Consider the following 15,627-nt stretch of genomic DNA (forward strand, 5'->3'; position numbering starts at 1 on the left):
GTTTCTCCGCGTGCCATCGCGTGCGTTCGCGCGCGCCTTCGGCACGCCGCGTTACAGCGCGAGACTGCCCGTGCTCGTGCCGCCGCACACATAGAGCGTTTGTCCCGTGACGAAGCCGTTTCCCGGCGCCGCGAAGAACATCGCGGCGCGCGCGATGTCGTCGGGCTGGCCGAGGCGGCCGACCGGAATGCCCGCCGCGATCTGCGCGACCTTGGGGCTGTCGGCGGGCACCACCGCATGGAACATGTCGGTCTGCACCGGGCCGGGCGCGATGGCGTTCGCGGTCACGCCGAGCGGCCCGAGTTCGAGCGCCCACGTGCGCACGAGGCCAAGCATGCCCGCCTTGGTCGCCGAATACGCGGTGCGCGTGGCGAGCCCGAGCGCCGCGCGCGACGAGATCAGCACGAGCCGTCCGAAATGCTGCGCGCGCATCGCGGGCAGCATGGCCTGGGCGAGCGCGATGGGCGCATCGAGATGCAGATGCGCGAGCGCGAGCAGGTCGTCGTGCGTGACCTCGGGCAGCAACGCCGCGCGGATCACGCCCGCGTTGTGCACGAGTGTTGTGGGCGCGTGGCGCGCGGCGACCTCGGCAGCGGCCGCGCGTGTGGCGGCGGCGTCGCAGAGATCGACTTCGACGGTGTGCAGGCGCGCGTGTCCCGGCGCGTCGGCGCGTAAATCGAGCGAGATCACTTCGTAGCCCGCTTCGAGCAGATGCTCGACGATCGCGCGGCCGATGCCCGCGTTGCCGCCCGTCACGATGGCGGCGCGGTGCGACGTGGCGTGTTGGCTCATGGCAGCAGTCATATCAGTCCTGGCGTTTTTTCAGGGCGCGCGTATCGATGCAGCGCGAGCTGCCGGGCAAGGTGCGCGCGAGTTCCTTGAGCGCGGCGCGCTGCACTTTCTGCGTGCCGGTGAGCGGCAGCGCATCGACGAACGCGACGTAACCGGGTGCCTTGAAGTACGCGAGCTGCGCGAGACACAACTGCGCGAGTTCGGCGGCGAGCGGCGCGGCGGCTGCGTCGGCGACGGTTTCGCGCGCGATCACGCAGGCGAGCACTTCGTCGCCGCGCACGGCGTCGGGCGTCGCGGCCACGGCGACGTCGGCCACGCGCGGATGCTTGCGCAGCACGCTTTCGACTTCGACCGCCGAGATGTTTTCGCCGCTGCGCCGGATCACGTTCTTCTTGCGATCGACGAAATAAAGCTGGCCGTCGGCGTCCTGCCGGACGATGTCGCCGGTATGGAACCAGCCGCCTTCCCATGCGGCGGCCGTTGCTTCGGCATCCTTGAGATATTCGCGGAAGAAGCCGCGGCGCGGATGTTCGCCGCTCGCGCGCACGAGCAGTTCGCCGGGCGTGTTCACACTGACGTCGCGCCCATCGTCGCCGACGATGCGCACGTCGAGCGCCGCCTCTGGCTTTCCGAAGCACGACTGGCCGATATGACGCGGCTCGCGGTTGGCGATCACCACGGCGCCCGCGCCGGTTTCGGTCATCGCCCAGGCTTCGAGCAGGGGCAGGCCGAAGCGCGTTTCGAACGGCGCGTGCAGCGTTTTATCGACGCCCGCGCCGAAGCCGAAACGCACCGCATGATCGCGGTCCTGTGCGCTTTCGGGCGCGCCGAGCAGCATCGCGGGCATCACGCCGAGATAGTGGACGACGCTCGCGCGCGCGGCCCGCACGCTGGCCCACCACGTTCGCGGATGAAAGCGGTCTAGCGCGACGATCGCGCCGCCCGCGAGGATCATCGCCATGGTCGAATAGGCCATCGCGTTCATGTGCGTCATCGGCAGCGGCGTGACGAGGCGCTCGACGCCGGGCCGCAGCGCGCACAAGCCGCCGATGCGGTTGTACCACTCGCCCGCGAGCAGGAAATATTCGTTGGGCAGCACGCACGCTTTCGGGCGGCCCGTCGTGCCCGAGGTGTAGAGCAGGGCGCATTCGGTATCGGCGTCGGGCGTGTCCGTTTTGTCGGGCGTGGCCGCGCGCGCGATCGTTGCGGAATCGGCTTCGCAGATCGAGACGCTGCGTTGCGCCGCGAATGCCGCTGCGTGCAGATCGGCGTGACGCGCGGCGGGCGCGACGGCGAGATCGAGTTCGCTGTGGCCCGCGATGTACTCGAGTTCGGCGGCGCGCAATTCGGTCGAGAGCGGCACGACCGAGACGCCGAGCGCGTTGAGCGCGAGCCAGTGCAGGAAAAACGCGGGCCGGTTTTCGAGCATCAGTCCTGCGCGATGACCGGCGCCGAAGCCCGCTTCGCGATAGCGCGCGGCGAGCGCGTCGACGCGTGCGAGCGCTTCGCCGTAGCGCAGCGTTTGCGCGTCGATGCCGTAGATCGCGGCGGTTTCGGGCAGCACGACGAGGAAGTCGTGATCGGGCCAACGTGCGGCGCTGGAGGCGAAGGCCGCATAAACGCTGGCGTGGCGAGACGTATCGGATGAAATCAAGGCGCGCCTCACAGGAACAGTTGCACGGACGGCAGCGCCGCGTCGCAGTTGAGCAGATCGACGCGCTTTTCGCGGATGCGCAGCGCGCCGTCGCGCTCGACGACGTGATGGCGCACGATGCCCGTGAACACCAGTTGCTCGTCGCCGCGCGCTTCGGCGTAGAAGAACGGCGTGCGCAGGCGATAGCCGTCGGCGTCGGCGGATTCGATTTCGGGGCGCTGCATGACGTGCTGGCAACGGCTCTCGGGTTGCTGCGAAAACGCGCGCGGCTGCTTGAGACGTTCGATGCGCAGCTTGAGCAGCAAGCGGTCCTCGTACATCAGCGAGGCGTGATTCAGGCCGTCCTGCTGGCCGTGCGCGAGCGGTATCCAGTAGAGGCCGTCTTCGGCGAATAGCGTGTACCAGGCGTCGAACTGCTTGTCGTCGATGAGGCGCGCCTCGCGATAGACGAAGTCGGCGAGCGTCTCGCGCAGCGCGGGATCGTGGGCGTGGGTCATCGCGGGGTTCCTGTTTTTTGCGGTTGCGCTTGTGCCGTCGCTTGCGGCTCCATATGCCGCGCCCAGGCGCGGAACTGGTTGCGCATCGAGATTTCGCTCGTGCCGTTCACGGTGAGATCGGCGGCTTGCGCTTCGTCCGCGCGATAGTCGCGATGCAGGCTCACCCAGTCGTTGCCGTTGGCCGCGAGCCCTTCCTGGATCGCGCGATACGCGTGCAGATCGTCGTGGCCCACGACCGACATCGGCGAATTGATCAGCCGCGAGTAGGTGAGCGTGCGTTGCAGCAGCGCGTCGGGCGCGCCCTTGAGGCGGAAAGTCCACGACTCGATCAGCGTCTTGTCGGGCGCAATCGGGCGCACGACGCGGATCGCCTGAATCGCGCCCTTGATCGTGAGGCTCGGGTAATAGACCGTGTTGTGGCGCGCGGTGCCGAGCACCTGTTTCGCTTTGTCCTCGCCCCACGCGGCGATCAGTTGCTGCTCGTATTCGGGCACGGACGCGTAGCTCGAATGAATCGAAAAATTCACGCCCGTATAGCTGTGGCCGTGCTCGAACACGCGCACGCCCATGCCGTCGAAGAAGCCGTAATCGGAGACGAAGGGCACGAACTGCTCGATCGCCATCGGCTTCGGTTCGTCGGCGGATTTGCCTTCCCAGAGTTGCTTCGCCGTGCCCGCCGACGACTCGTGCGCCACCATCGGATGCATCGTGTCGTTGAGATTCTCGACGAACATCTTCCAGTTGCAGTTGTGCACGTAGCGCAGACAGCCGCCCGCGATTTCGAGTTCGCCTTCGGGCGAGCGGTCGGCCATGTTGTCGATCGACGACAGCGATGCGCCGAAATACTCGCGGAACGTGGGGCCTTCATCGGCGAGCCGCACGAACACGAAGCCGCGATAAATCTCGACGTTCGCGACCGCCTTGAGACCTTGCCCCGAGGGACAGTCGGAAAGACGTGTGCCTTCGTAGCCGTTCTTCAGCGGAATTGCGAGCGGCTTGCCGTCGGTTTTATAGGTCCACGCATGATAAGGACAGCGGAAGAATTTCCCCGTGTTGCCGCTCGGCGCGCTGACGAGTTTCGCGCCCTTGTGCGCGCAGCGGTTCATCAGCACGCGCACGCCGCCGTTCGCCTCGCGCACCATCACGAGCGGCTGGCGCGCGATGTCGACGGTGAGGTAATCGCCCGCATCGGGCACCTGGCTCGTGTGGCCGAGATACACCCATGTGCGGCTGAACAGCCGCTCCATTTCGAGGTCGAAAATTTCCTGATCCAGATAGACGTCGCGATGAACCTGATCGGGTTCGACGAGCGCGGCGAGCGCTGCGGCGTCTTCGCGATAGCGGGGCATGCGGGGCTCCTTGGCGTGGGCGTTTGTGTTTGTGTCTGCGTTGGCGTGACGCGTGAATGACGCGTTTCAGGCGTCGATGACGAGGCGCGCCGCGCGGGCGCGCGAGACGCAGATATGCATGACCTTGCCCGCGCGCTTTTCGGCTTCGCTCAGGCAGTAATCGCGATGATCGACGTCGCCTTCGATCACGCCGACCTGGCAGACGCCGCATTCGCCGCGCTTGCAGTCGTAGAGCGGATCGAGTCCGGCGTCGAGCATCGCATCGAGAATCGATTGCGCGGGCGCGACGCTCAGCGTCATGCCGGACTGGCGCAGTTCGACTTCGAAATGTGCGTCGCCGGATTTCGGCGCGGCGGCGGCGAACAACTCGGAGCGGATGCGCTCGCGCGGCCAGCCTTGCGCCGTCGCCTGCGCGATCGTCGCGTCGATCAGGCCTTGCGGGCCGCAGACGTAGAGCGGCTGGCCCGGCGTGAGCGAGGCGAGCAGGCGGGTGAGGTCGAAGCGATGCGCGGCGTCGGTTTCGTCGTCGCCGTAGAGGTGGAGCGCGTCGCCCGCGAGCGTGCGCAGGGCGTCGACGAAAGCAAGCTGCGCGATCGAGCGGCCCGTGTAGTGCAGTGCGTAGCGATGTCCGCGCGACGTGAGTTCGGCGGCCATCGACGCGATCGGCGTAATGCCGATGCCGCCCGCGATCAGCACGGCGTCGTCGCGTCCTGCTGGCGCATCGTCGAGCGCGAAGGCGTTGACGGGTGACGCGATGCGCAGCGTGTCGCCCGCGCGGACCTGCGTGTGCATCCAGCGCGAACCGCCCGCGCCGGAATCCTCGCGGCGAACCGCGATCAGGTAACTTTCAGGCGCGGTGACCGAGGGTGCGAAGTCGATCAGCGAATAGGCGTTCCACGCCGCGCCGCCGGGCGTTTGCACCTGCACGCGCAGATGCGCGCCCGCGCGGTAAGCGGGCAGCGTGCGGCCGTCGACGGCACGCAGGCGAAAGGCGGTGATGTGTTCGGTGAGCGGCTCGACGGTCTCGACGAGCACATCGAGCATTTCGGCATCCTGAAGGATGGGCGCGGCACTCATATCGAGGCTCCTTGCGCGGCGGCGCTGCGGTGGAACGGGCTGCATGTCATGGGGCGTCTCCTGCCCATCGCTCGTTCGGCGAGGGGGCGGTCGTCGGCGAAATTCCGGTTCTTCGAATCCCGGGTTTGGCCCGCTTAGGTATAAACCCTTTAGATTCGAAAATATGAAAATTCATGTGTTTTATTGGATAATGAAAAAAACCGGCTGTCAAGGCGGATGCGCCCGAGGCCAGAACAGGAGGTTTCATGGAGGCGGATTTCGAAGGCGCCGCGCTGGTCTGCGGCGTGGAAGTGCCGTATCGGCGGCAGGCGCCGGAGCACAGCACGGGCGATCTGCTCGCGCAGGCGTTCGACGCCGCGCTGGCGGAGTCGGGTTTCGCGGCGCGCGAGGTGGACGGGCTGGGCGTGGCGTCGTTCACGCTGGCGCCCGATCATGCGATCGATATGGCGTGGCGGCTCGGCATGAGCCCGCGCTGGTGCATGGACGACTGTCACGGCGGCGCGAGCGCGATCAACCTGCTGCAGCACGCGATCCGCGCGATCCAGCATGGCGACGCGAACGTGATCGTGCTGCTTTCGGGCGATCGTTTCGAGGCCGCCGATTTTCGGCAACTGGTCGAGCACTACAACCTCACGACGCGCACGTATCTGCGGCCGCTGGAGAACGGCGGGCCGAACAGCCTGTTCGCGATGCTCACGCAGCGTCACGCACTCGCGCATGGGCTCGACGCGCGCGATTACGGCGCGCTGTGCGTGGCGCAGCGCGAGTGGGCGGCGCTCAATCCGGGCGCGGTGTATCGCGCGCCGCTGACGCTCGACGAGTATCTGAACGCGCCGCGCGTCGCGGACCCGCTCGGGCGTTTCGACTGCGTGCCGGTTGTGTGCGGCGCGAACGCCGTGGTGGTGGCGCGCGCGGATCTCGCGGCGCGGCGCGCGCAAGCGGGACACCCCGCGCCGCTGCGCGTGCGCGCGCTGCAATGCCGCTACAACCTTGATCATCAATCGGGCGACGGCTTGCAGACGGGCCTTGCCGCGCTCGCCGACACGCTCTGGCAGCAGGCCAACGCCACGCCCGGCGACATCGACGTGATCTCGGTCTACGACGACTATCCGGTGATGACGCTGATCCAGCTCGCCGATCTCGGCTTCGCGCCCGATGGCGATCTGCGCGCGCTGATCGCGCGTATCGCGTCGCGCGAACTGGCGGTCAATACCTCGGGCGGTCAGCTTTCGGCGGGGCAGGCGGGCGCGGCGGGCGGGATGCACGGGCTCGTCGAAACGATCCGCCAGTTGCAGGGGCTCGCGGGCGCGCGTCAGGTGGCCGGGGCTCGTCTCGCGCTCGCGAGCGGCTATGGCATGGTGCAGTACCGATACGGCATGTGCGCGAATGCGGTCGTGCTCGACAAGGAGACGTCATGACGCAGACCGTGCTGAATATCGAACGCTGCCGCGCCTGCGCTCAGGCGCTGTTTCCGGCGCGCTATCGCTGCCCGAATTGCGGCGCCGCCGATTGGGCGAGCGAAGCCGCGCCGCGGGGCGTCGTGGAGGAGAGCACGGTAGTGCGCCATCGCGTGGGCGCGCAGGGCGAGCGAGGCGCGGAGGGCGTGCATCTCGCGACCGTGCGCACGGAAGCGGGCGCGGTGGTGATCGCGCGCGCCGAGGCGCCGCTTGAGCGCGGCGCGTCCGTTGCGCTGAGCATCGACGAAGACAATCGCGTCTGGGCGCGCGTGTCCTGAGCAGTGCCGAACCTCGTGCGCCTCGCTATGCGAAAATCGGCGTTATCCGGCGGGCGCGCGTGCGCCTTGCCGTCCCCGTTTTTCGTATCGAAACGCATCGAAATCACCCGAATCAACCGTATGACCGATCCAGCCGACGAAGCGCCGCAGCAACCCACGGCCTTCGAACTCGTCGGCGGCGAGGCGCGCGTGCGCGAACTCGTCGACCGTTTCTATGACCTGATGGACCTGGAGCCCGAATTCGCGGGTATCCGCGCGCTGCATCCGCAGTCGCTCGACGGTTCGCGCGACAAAACCTTCTGGTTCCTGTGCGGCTGGATGGGCGGCCCGGACCATTACATCTCGCGCTTCGGCCATCCGCGTCTGCGCGCGCGCCATCTGCCGTTCGCGATCGCATCGTCGGAGCGCGACCAGTGGCTGCGCTGCATGGCATGGGCGATGCAGGATATCGGCCTCGACGAACCGCTGCGCGAGCGCCTGCTGCATTCGTTCTTCGACACCGCCGACTGGATGCGCAACCGTCCGGGTTGAGTTTCGCAGCGGCGCGTTGGGCGTCGTCGTCGTGATCGGCGGATCGGCGGATTGGCGGATTGGCCCGGTGCCTGCGCCGATACAGTCCGGTGCAGGCTCGCGCGAGGCGTATTTTGCGACCGCGCGCGCCTCGCCATAATGGAGGCTCCCGCAGAACGACGAGGAGACGCTTCCCCATGACGACGACATCCGCCACGCGCGCGCTCTTTCGCGACGACGCCTATCTCACGCATTGCGACGCCATCGTGCTGGCCGTCGGCGAGGACGGCGTGCGGCTCGACCAGACCGTGTTCTATCCGCTCGGCGGCGGCCAGGCCGGCGACACCGGCGCGCTGGTGCTCGAAGACGGCACGCGCATCGCGATCGCCGACACCCGTAAAGCCAAATTCGAAGGCGCCACGCCCGACGACGCGCTCCATCTTCCCGCGCCCGGCCAGGACGCGCTGCTCGCGCGCCTTGCGGCGGGCCAGCGCGTGCGCGCCGAGATCGACTGGGCGCGCCGTCATCGGCATATGCGGCTGCATACGGCCAGTCATCTGATGTGCGCGGTGCTGCCGTATGCGGTCGACGGCTGCAGCATCACGAGCGACTACGCGCGGCTCGATTTCGCGACCGTGGAGCCGATCGAGCGCGAGCATGTGGAGGCGCGGCTCGCGGAACTCGTCGCGGGCGCGCACGCGGTGGCGACCGAATGGATCACCGACGAAGCGATGGCCGAGCGCCCCGAACTCGTGCGCACGATGAGCGTGAAGCCGCCGATGGGCCTCGGGCGCGTGCGGCTGCTGCGCATCGAGAGCGTCGATCTTCAGCCGTGCGGCGGCACGCATGTGCGCAACACGCAGGAAATCGGCGCGCTGCGCGTGGCGAAGCTCGAAAAGAAGAGTGCGCGCACGCGTCGACTCGTGCTGGAACTCGTCGAATGACTGCGCTCGATCCGCGCGCGAGAGAGGTGCTCGACTTCTGGTTCGGCGCGCCGGATTCGGAGGACTTCGGCCGCGCGCGCAAGATCTGGTTTCGCAAACGCGAGGCGTTCGACGCGCAATTGCGCGAGCGCTTCGGCGCGCTGCTCGACGCGGCCTGCGCGGGCGAACTCGACGCCTGGTGCGCGACGCCCGAAGGCGCGCTCGCGCTGATCGTCGTGCTCGACCAGTTTTCGCGCAATTGTCATCGCGGCACGGCGCGCGCCTTTGCCGCCGATGAACACGCGCTGCGCATCGCACGCGAGATGGTCGCGCGTGGAGACGACCTCAAGCTGCCGACGGCGCAGCATCGCGCGTTTGCGTATCTGCCGTTCGAACATGCGGAAAGCGCCGAGGCGCAGCGCGAGTCGGTGCGGCTGTTCGGCGAGCTGGCGAAGGGCGGGGAAGGGGAGGATTACTACGATTACGCGCTCAGGCACGCGAAGGTGATCGAGCGCTTCGGGCGTTTTCCGCATCGCAACGCAACGCTGGGCCGCGCGTCGAGCGAGGACGAAGCCGCGTTCCTCAGCGAACCCGGCTCGTCGTTTTAGGCAAAATCAGCGCTGAAAATCAGCGCCCGCCGCTCACGTCGATCAGCGCGCCGGTCACATACAATGCCGCGTCGCTGATCAGCCAGACGATCGTTTCGGCCACTTCCTCGGCGCTGCCGGGACGGCCGAGCGGCGTTTGCGCGCCGAGCACGGCGGCTCGGTCGGGGCGTCCGCCGCTCGCGTGGATCTCCGTGTCGATGAGGCCGGGGCGCACGGCGTTCACGCGCACGCCCTGCGGCCCGAGTTCTTTCGCGAGGCCGAGCGTCATCGTATCGACGGCGCCTTTCGAGGCCGCGTAATCGACGTACTCGTTCGGCGACCCGAGCCGCGCCGCCGCGGACGACACGTTGACGATCGCGCCGCCGTCGCCGCCACGATCCTTCGACATGCGCCGCGCCGCTTCGCGCGCGCACAGAAACGCGCCGTAGACGTTCACGTCGAACAGGCGCTTCAGACGCTCGGCGCTCATGTCGGCCACCTGGCTCGACGGCGCGACGATGCCCGCGTTGTTCACGAGCGCGTCGATGCGCCCGTAAGCCTGTTCGAGCGTGTCGAACATCGACAGCACGTCCGCTTCGTTCGCCACGTCGCCGCGCACGAGGCGCGCGTGGCCGCCCGCGCGGCCCACTTCGGCGGCGGTTTCCTCGGCGGCGGGTTCGTTATGCAGATAGTTGACGCCCACGGTCCAGCCGCGCGCGCCCAGCAGCCGCGCGCACGCGCGGCCGATGCCGCGGCTCGCACCCGTGATCAGGACGACCTTGCCCATCGGTATGTCTCCTTCGGGAAGGCGCGCGGCGCGCGCCGGGGTGTACGTCAGTCGAGTGCGCCGGAAAGGCGCCTTAAACGCGAATTAAGCGCGAATTAAACGCGCGTTAGACGTTCTCGCGCAGCTCGGCCCACTTGTCCTTCGCGGGCGCGTGATAGCGCTGGAGCTTCCCGATCAGCGCCGTGGGATCGCTGTCGAATTGCAGCAGATCGAGGTAGGTCTCGCGCATGAAGCCTTCGCGCACGGTGTGCTGGAGCAGCGCGACGAGCGGATCGTAGAAGCCGTCGATGTTGAGCACGCCGACCGGCTTGTGGTGATAGCCGAGCTGCGCCCACGTGTAGACCTCGAACAGCTCCTCCAGCGTGCCGACGCCGCCGGGCATCGCGACGAAGCCGTCGGAGAGATCGGCCATCATTTTCTTGCGGTGGTGCATGTCGGGCACGACGTGCAGTTCGGTCAGGCCGTTATGGCCCACTTCCTTGTCCACGAGCAGTTCGGGGATCACGCCGATCGCGCGGCCGCCTTCGGCCATCACCGTGTCGGCGATGATGCCCATCAGGCCGACCTTGCCGCCGCCGTAGACGAGGCCCAGGTCCGCCGCGACCAGCGCGCGGCCGAACGCGCGCGCCGCGTCGCCATACTTCGGATCGACTCCATTCGAGGAGCCGCAATACACACAGACTGCTTTCATTCGCGGGTTTCCTTGCTGTCCTTGCTGGCCGGTGCGCCGTCGCGCGGCGGCAGATAGTCGTAGAACTCGCGCTTGGGCAGCTTGCCCGAGACGAGATCGTCGAACAGCTGCTTCGCGCGGCCGCGCAGATACGGCGCCATCAGCGACACGATCTGCACGCTCACCTGGTGGAGTTCGTCGCGGATCGCTTCCTGGTCGTTGTACTTGCGCGGGTTCATCACGAACTGGTACGACAGCCAGTAGGTCGCGATCACGCCGATATTGGTCGAGATCACGCCGATCTCGGCGGGCGTGGCCACCATTTCGCCGTCTTCCACGAGCTGATCGCAGAACTCCTTCCCGAAGTGCACCTTGTGGCTGATGATCTGCTTGAAGTGCATCTCCAGCGTGCGGTTGCGCGCGAGCAGATCGTTCAGGTCGCGGTACAGGAAGCGGTAGCGCCACGTGAAATCGACCATGTATTGCAGATACGCCCACATCTCGTCGATGGTGGCGCGATGGTCGTCGGGGAAACGCAGACGCTTTTCGATCTCCTGCTCGAACTGGCTGAAGATGCTGTTGATGATGTCGTCTTTGTTGCGGAAGTGGTAGTACAGGTTGCCTGGACTGATCTCCATTTCCTCGGCGATGGTCGTCGTGGTGACGTTCGGCTCGCCGATCTCGTTGAACAGTTTCAACGACAACTCAAGAATCCGTTCGCGTGTACGGCGGGGAGGTTTGGCTTCCATGTCCGGCCCTGAATGTGCGGCGCCGGGCGTGGCGCGCTGCCGCTGATGCGTTGCGAAGTGTGCCCGGTCGCGGTTGGTCTTTTTTAAGACTGTCGTTCGATTATAAACCGACGCTGGGGGCGCAAAACGCACCCGCAAGGAATGGAGAGTAGAGGCCGCGCACGCGTCGCGCAAGGGCGGGCGGGGCGTGCGCCTGGATTCGGGCCGGATTCCGTCTGGATTGCGGCTGGATCTGGCCTGGAGTCGGGGCGGATCCGGCGCGGATTCCGTGCAGCTTCAGCGCATCAGCGCGATTGCAGCCAGTGCAGCAGCGACGGGCCGAAGCGCGGCACGAGGATCAAGCCCCACGTCATCACGCAGGTGAGGAGCGCGACCGTGACGGCCGCGCTGCCGAGATCCTTGGCGCGGCCCGAGAGTTCGTTGCGTTCGAGCCCGATACGGTCGACGGCGTTTTCGATGCTCGAATTGAGCAGTTCGACGATCAGCACCAGCATCACCGAGCCGAGCAGCAGCACGCGCTCGACCGGATCGACGGGCACGAAGATGCCGATCGGCACGAGGATCGCGGCGAGCGTCAGTTCCTGGCGAAACGCGCTTTCTTCGCGGATGGCCGCGCGAAATCCCTTGATCGAATACTTGAGCGCCTTCCAGGCGCGCGTGACGCCGCGATTGCCCTTGTACGGATTGAAGGGCGCGGGCGCGAGCGGATCGTCGGGGCTCAGCGGCTCGTGCAGATGTGCGGGCTCGGGCGGCTCGGGCAGGATCGCGTGGACCTGTGGCTGCGGTGCGCCGGAGGGTTGGGCGGCGGGCGTCGCCTGCGGATCGCGAGGCGCGGAAGACGGCTGCGGCGGGGTCGAGGGACGAGGGGCCATATCAGTGCGAGTGGATGCCGCAGTATCGCACGCATGATTGGCCGTTGCGTCGGAAACGTCTGAGGAAGCGCGCGCCGCGCGCGCGTCGCCGTCGTCGTCGTGGGACAGACCGGGTAAGTCGGGCAGCGTTTGCACGCCGCCTTCGGCTTCGTCGGCACGGGGTGTGTCGGGGCCGTCCATGGCGTGGGGTCGCTTCATCGCTCGCTTCGCTCCATGCGCTTCGTGCCGGGTGCCTGGTTGCCGCGCGGCGCGCTCAGGCCGCCGCGCTGCTTTCCTGCATCGACGCGCGCGGGCGCGGCTTCAGATGCGAGGCGAACTGCTCGGACGCGGCCTGCCAAGAGAAGCGCTCGGCCCAGGCGCGCGCCGTCGCGCGGTCGATCTTGAGCGCTTCGAGGCAGGCTTCGCGCAGGTCCTCGTTCATCGAACCGGCGTCGCCGCCGCTGAGCACGTCGATCGGACCCGTCACCGGATAGGCCGCCACCGGCGTGCCGCAGGCGAGCGCTTCGAGCAGCACGAGGCCGAAGGTATCGGTGCGGCTCGGGAACACGAACACGTCGGCGGCCGCGTAGACCTTCGCCAGCTCGGGCTGGCTCAGCACGCCCAGATAGTTGGCCTGCGGATAGCGCGACTTCAGTTCGGCGAGCGCCGGACCTTCGCCGCAGACCCACTTCGAGCCCGGCAGATCGAGCTTGAGGAAGGCTTCGACGTTCTTCTCCACGGCCACGCGCCCCACGTAGAGGAAGATCGGGCGCGCGGTGTTGAGCACCTTCGAGTCCATCGGATGGAAGATTTCGAGGTCGACGCCGCGCGTCCACAGCACGACGTTGGTGAAGCCGAATTTTTCGAGGTCGGACTTCACGACGGGCGTGGGCGCCATCACCGCGAGCGAGGGCTTGTGGAACCAGCGCAGGAAGCGATAGGTGGCCGACAGCGGAATGCCGAAGCGCGCCTGCACGTACTCGGGAAAGCGCGTGTGATAGGCGGTCGTGAACGGCAGATCGTGGTCGATCGCGTAGCGGCGCGCGGCGAGGCCGAGCGGGCCTTCGGTCGCGATGTGGATCGCGTCGGGGCCGAAGGCGTCGATGCGCTCGCGCAGATGACGGCGCGGAAACAGCGAGAGGCGGATTTCCGGGTAGGTCGGGCACGGAATCGTGCGGAATTCGAGCGGCGTGAGCAGTTCGACCTGATGGCCGAGCGCGATCAGCTCGCGCGTGGTGTTCTTGAGCGTGCGGACTACGCCGTTGACCTGCGGCTCCCATGCATCGGTCACGATCATGATTTTCATTGGTCGGAGGCCCTCTGTTGGTGCGGTTGGTGTGGCGTCGGCGCGCCATGGCGGACGAGCGCGGCCGATGCCGTGCCCGAGCCGTTCACGGCGCGCGTGCGCGATGCTGGCGGAAATCGAAGCGAGGCACGCAGCCCGATGACACGCAGCCCGGCGCGCGTGTTCGTGCGCGCGGGCGGTCGTGCGGATGGAAGGCGGCGGGCGTTCAAGCGGGGCTCGGGTGAAGCGGGCGAGCGGCGGCCGCGCCGGTCAGGCCGCGCTCACGCGCGCCTTGCGGCTGGTGGCTTGCGCCTGCGGCGACTGCATCACCGTCCAGTAGACGATGCGCAATTCGCCATCGAAGGTCTCGACGAGCGCCGACAGACTCTCGACCCAGTCGCCGTCGTTGCAGTACAGCACGCCGTCGATTTCGCGGATCTCGGCCTTGTGGATGTGGCCGCAGACCACGCCGTCACAGCCGCGTCGGCGCGCTTCGTCGGTCATCACGCGCTCGAACGACGAGATGAAGTTCACGGCGTTCTTCACCTGGTGCTTGAGATATTGCGAGAGCGACCAGTACTGGAAGCCGAGCTTCGCGCGGATGCGGTTGAACCAGCGGTTCAGCACGAGGATCACGGTATAGGCCGAGTCGCCGAGGTAGGCGAGCCACTTCGCGTGCTGGATCACGCCGTCGAACAGATCGCCGTGCACGACCCACAGGCGCTTGCCGGCGAGCGTGGTGTGGAACGCTTCCTCGCGCACGTGGATGTCGCCGAACGCGAGATTGCAGAACTGGCGCGCGCTCTCGTCGTGATTGCCGGGGATGTAGACGACCTGGGTGCCCTTGCGCGCCTTGCGCAGCACTTTCTGCACGACGTCGTTGTGCGCCTGCGGCCAGAACCAGCCCTTGCGCAGCTGCCAGCCGTCGATGATGTCGCCCACCAGGTACAGGTACTCCGAGTCGTTGTGGCGCAGGAAGTCGAGCAGATAGTTCGCCTGACAGCCGTTGCTGCCGAGGTGGATGTCGGAGAGCCAGATCGTGCGGTAGCGATGCGGGGAGGGGTGATCGTCGTCGTGAGAGTCGGACGACGTGTCGGCCTGAAGGGGCAACGGTGGGGTGGCGAGCGTCGCGGCGCTCGGACCGGAGTGGAAGGCGGCGGAATCGGCGCCCGGGCCGGACGTCTGCCGGAAAAGAGGGGTCGCGGTCGTCTTCTGGGCCATGGCTCACGCGGCAGGTTGCAATGTGCGCATTGCGCCATGTGGCCGTGACCGCGCCGTGACAGTCACAAGAAGGTCTTGTTACGTGCCCCGGGACAGGCGAGCGGGCGGTGGCAAAGGCCGCACGGGGCCTGGCGTTGCGTCGCCGCGCAGGCTGGCGGCGGCGCGCGCGCCGTGCCGCATGACGTTTCGATGACGTGGTTTGGCGGCAACGCGGCGTCGCGTGCTTGCGGCAGTTTTCCGTTTTTTCGCCGCCGCGGGCCTTCCGGTTTCAGCGCGGCACGGCGACGATGCGCGTGCCTGCGAGGCGGTCGTGCGGGAACCGGCGTTCGCGGTCCAGCCGCGTCGCCGTCGCCCAGAGCGCGAACCAGACGGCTTCGAGCACGAGCGTGTGGGGAATCGTGAGATCGAGCAGCGGATGCAGCACGAGCGGCGGCAGGAACCAGAGCCAGGCGGCCAGATAGCGCAGCGTGGCGCGGCCAATCGTCGGCGGCGCGCCGTCGGGGCCGACGACGCGCATGCGCCAGGTTTTCATCGGCAGCGTCTGCCCGCCGCGATGCCAGCAGCCGACGAAGTAGATGCCGGCCACGAGCACGATCCACGCGGACATCGCCCGATGGTAGGTGTAGCCGTTGCGCTGCTGCATGACGAGGCTGAAGGCGAGCCCGGCGATGAAGATCACGCCGAACAGCAACACGCTTTCGTAGACGAGCGAAGCGAGGCGGCGGCGCAGGGTGACGGGCGAGGCGAGTGGGCTGGAGCCGCCGGAATCCGCGGAGACGGATACGGGGAGAGCGGGGGAAGCGCGGTCGGTCACGTTGGCGTCGCGGTGTCGGAATGAGGGCGGGACACCGCAAGAATAACCGCGAACGCGGGCAGGACGAAACGCGTGCTAATGCCAGGCGAACGCATGGCGATCGGGTTTGGCGGCGGTGGAGCGTAG

At 67.5% G+C, this 15,627-nt stretch carries 17 protein-coding genes; 5 read left to right on the forward strand and 12 right to left on the reverse strand.

All coding sequences use genetic code 11. The features are described 5' to 3' along the window. Nucleotides 1-51 precede the first annotated feature (51 nt). The 5 genes from U4Y88_RS10850 to U4Y88_RS10870 all read right to left on the reverse strand — a co-directional run bounded on the left by U4Y88_RS10850 (nucleotide 52) and on the right by U4Y88_RS10870 (nucleotide 5,369). Nucleotides 52-792: an SDR family NAD(P)-dependent oxidoreductase gene (locus U4Y88_RS10850; protein ID WP_321783815.1), complete on the reverse strand. Its 741-nt coding sequence runs from the start codon at nucleotides 790-792 to the stop codon at nucleotides 52-54. A 13-nt stretch (nucleotides 793-805) separates the two neighbouring features. Further along, a complete protein-coding gene (locus tag U4Y88_RS10855) occupies nucleotides 806-2,446 on the reverse strand; it encodes an AMP-binding protein (RefSeq protein WP_321783817.1) in 1,641 nt (546 codons plus the stop codon). A gap of 8 nt (nucleotides 2,447-2,454) precedes the next feature. Next, the gene (locus U4Y88_RS10860; RefSeq protein WP_321783819.1) at nucleotides 2,455-2,943 is read right to left on the reverse strand and encodes an aromatic-ring-hydroxylating dioxygenase subunit beta; all 489 of its coding nucleotides are present in this window, start codon (nucleotides 2,941-2,943) and stop codon (nucleotides 2,455-2,457) included. Further along, entirely contained in the window at nucleotides 2,940-4,292 is a 1,353-nt protein-coding gene (locus U4Y88_RS10865) for an aromatic ring-hydroxylating dioxygenase subunit alpha (protein ID WP_321783821.1), read from the reverse strand. The genes U4Y88_RS10860 and U4Y88_RS10865 overlap by 4 nt, the downstream gene beginning before the upstream one ends. A 66-nt stretch (nucleotides 4,293-4,358) precedes the next feature. Continuing rightward, nucleotides 4,359-5,369, reverse strand: coding sequence for a PDR/VanB family oxidoreductase (locus tag U4Y88_RS10870; protein WP_321783822.1), 1,011 nt, complete (start codon nucleotides 5,367-5,369; stop codon nucleotides 4,359-4,361). Between the two features lie 245 nt (nucleotides 5,370-5,614). Here U4Y88_RS10870 and U4Y88_RS10875 point away from each other — a divergent pair, with 245 nt between their 5' ends. From U4Y88_RS10875 to U4Y88_RS10895, 5 genes are all read left to right on the forward strand, one after another. Beyond that, nucleotides 5,615-6,787, forward strand: coding sequence for a thiolase family protein (locus U4Y88_RS10875; protein ID WP_321783824.1), 1,173 nt, complete (start codon nucleotides 5,615-5,617; stop codon nucleotides 6,785-6,787). Next, the gene (locus tag U4Y88_RS10880) at nucleotides 6,784-7,104 is read left to right on the forward strand and encodes a zinc ribbon domain-containing protein (protein ID WP_321783826.1); all 321 of its coding nucleotides are present in this window, start codon (nucleotides 6,784-6,786) and stop codon (nucleotides 7,102-7,104) included. Before U4Y88_RS10875 ends, U4Y88_RS10880 begins: the two co-directional genes overlap by 4 nt. Before the next feature lie 120 nt (nucleotides 7,105-7,224). Next, a complete protein-coding gene (locus tag U4Y88_RS10885) occupies nucleotides 7,225-7,635 on the forward strand; it encodes a group II truncated hemoglobin (RefSeq protein WP_224016973.1) in 411 nt (136 codons plus the stop codon). 176 nt (nucleotides 7,636-7,811) lie between these two features. Next, entirely contained in the window at nucleotides 7,812-8,558 is a 747-nt protein-coding gene (locus U4Y88_RS10890; protein WP_321783828.1) for an alanyl-tRNA editing protein, read from the forward strand. After that, entirely contained in the window at nucleotides 8,555-9,145 is a 591-nt protein-coding gene (locus U4Y88_RS10895; RefSeq protein WP_321783830.1) for a DUF924 family protein, read from the forward strand. The genes U4Y88_RS10890 and U4Y88_RS10895 overlap by 4 nt, the downstream gene beginning before the upstream one ends. A 19-nt stretch (nucleotides 9,146-9,164) precedes the next feature. On the opposite strand, the gene U4Y88_RS10900 is transcribed toward U4Y88_RS10895, so the two are convergent. From U4Y88_RS10900 to U4Y88_RS10930, 7 genes are all read right to left on the reverse strand, one after another. After that, on the reverse strand, nucleotides 9,165-9,911 hold the full coding sequence (locus tag U4Y88_RS10900; protein WP_321783832.1) for an SDR family oxidoreductase: 747 nt from the start codon (nucleotides 9,909-9,911) through the stop codon (nucleotides 9,165-9,167). Nucleotides 9,912-10,017: 106 nt separating this feature from the next. Next, nucleotides 10,018-10,602, reverse strand: coding sequence for a TIGR00730 family Rossman fold protein (locus U4Y88_RS10905; protein WP_310633846.1), 585 nt, complete (start codon nucleotides 10,600-10,602; stop codon nucleotides 10,018-10,020). Continuing rightward, nucleotides 10,599-11,330 (reverse strand): TetR/AcrR family transcriptional regulator, encoded by a 732-nt coding sequence (locus U4Y88_RS10910; protein WP_224016984.1) that lies wholly within the window; start codon nucleotides 11,328-11,330, stop codon nucleotides 10,599-10,601. The genes U4Y88_RS10905 and U4Y88_RS10910 overlap by 4 nt, the downstream gene beginning before the upstream one ends. A 284-nt stretch (nucleotides 11,331-11,614) precedes the next feature. Then, complete coding sequence (locus U4Y88_RS10915; protein ID WP_310634165.1) at nucleotides 11,615-12,202, reverse strand: diacylglycerol kinase; 588 nt, start codon at nucleotides 12,200-12,202, stop codon at nucleotides 11,615-11,617. Nucleotides 12,203-12,455: 253 nt separating this feature from the next. Then, nucleotides 12,456-13,487 carry a glycosyltransferase family 4 protein gene (locus U4Y88_RS10920; protein ID WP_224016999.1) on the reverse strand — a complete coding sequence of 344 codons (1,032 nt, stop codon included), beginning with the start codon at nucleotides 13,485-13,487 and terminating at the stop codon, nucleotides 12,456-12,458. 249 nt (nucleotides 13,488-13,736) lie between these two features. Next, nucleotides 13,737-14,687 (reverse strand): UDP-2,3-diacylglucosamine diphosphatase, encoded by a 951-nt coding sequence (locus U4Y88_RS10925; RefSeq protein WP_310634163.1) that lies wholly within the window; start codon nucleotides 14,685-14,687, stop codon nucleotides 13,737-13,739. Nucleotides 14,688-14,955: 268 nt separating this feature from the next. Beyond that, nucleotides 14,956-15,501, reverse strand: a complete 546-nt coding sequence (locus U4Y88_RS10930) for an RDD family protein (RefSeq protein WP_321783834.1) — start codon at nucleotides 15,499-15,501, stop codon at nucleotides 14,956-14,958. Between the last annotated feature and the right edge of the window lie 126 nt (nucleotides 15,502-15,627).

The organism is Paraburkholderia sp. J94 (genome assembly GCF_905220285.1).
Taxonomy (GTDB): domain Bacteria; phylum Pseudomonadota; class Gammaproteobacteria; order Burkholderiales; family Burkholderiaceae; genus Paraburkholderia; species Paraburkholderia tropica_A.

Coding starts and splice junctions, on each gene's coding strand:
- U4Y88_RS10850 (WP_321783815.1), bottom strand. CDS start 792: ATGAGCCAACACGCCACGTCGCACCGCGCCGCCATCGTGACGGGCGGC.
- U4Y88_RS10860 (WP_321783819.1), bottom strand. CDS start 2,943: ATGACCCACGCCCACGATCCCGCGCTGCGCGAGACGCTCGCCGACTTC.
- U4Y88_RS10865 (WP_321783821.1), bottom strand. CDS start 4,292: ATGCCCCGCTATCGCGAAGACGCCGCAGCGCTCGCCGCGCTCGTCGAA.
- U4Y88_RS10870 (WP_321783822.1), bottom strand. CDS start 5,369: ATGAGTGCCGCGCCCATCCTTCAGGATGCCGAAATGCTCGATGTGCTC.
- U4Y88_RS10875 (WP_321783824.1), top strand. CDS start 5,615: ATGGAGGCGGATTTCGAAGGCGCCGCGCTGGTCTGCGGCGTGGAAGTG.
- U4Y88_RS10880 (WP_321783826.1), top strand. CDS start 6,784: ATGACGCAGACCGTGCTGAATATCGAACGCTGCCGCGCCTGCGCTCAG.
- U4Y88_RS10885 (WP_224016973.1), top strand. CDS start 7,225: ATGACCGATCCAGCCGACGAAGCGCCGCAGCAACCCACGGCCTTCGAA.
- U4Y88_RS10890 (WP_321783828.1), top strand. CDS start 7,812: ATGACGACGACATCCGCCACGCGCGCGCTCTTTCGCGACGACGCCTAT.
- U4Y88_RS10895 (WP_321783830.1), top strand. CDS start 8,555: ATGACTGCGCTCGATCCGCGCGCGAGAGAGGTGCTCGACTTCTGGTTC.
- U4Y88_RS10900 (WP_321783832.1), bottom strand. CDS start 9,911: ATGGGCAAGGTCGTCCTGATCACGGGTGCGAGCCGCGGCATCGGCCGC.
- U4Y88_RS10905 (WP_310633846.1), bottom strand. CDS start 10,602: ATGAAAGCAGTCTGTGTGTATTGCGGCTCCTCGAATGGAGTCGATCCG.
- U4Y88_RS10910 (WP_224016984.1), bottom strand. CDS start 11,330: ATGGAAGCCAAACCTCCCCGCCGTACACGCGAACGGATTCTTGAGTTG.
- U4Y88_RS10915 (WP_310634165.1), bottom strand. CDS start 12,202: ATGGCCCCTCGTCCCTCGACCCCGCCGCAGCCGTCTTCCGCGCCTCGC.
- U4Y88_RS10920 (WP_224016999.1), bottom strand. CDS start 13,487: ATGAAAATCATGATCGTGACCGATGCATGGGAGCCGCAGGTCAACGGC.
- U4Y88_RS10925 (WP_310634163.1), bottom strand. CDS start 14,687: ATGGCCCAGAAGACGACCGCGACCCCTCTTTTCCGGCAGACGTCCGGC.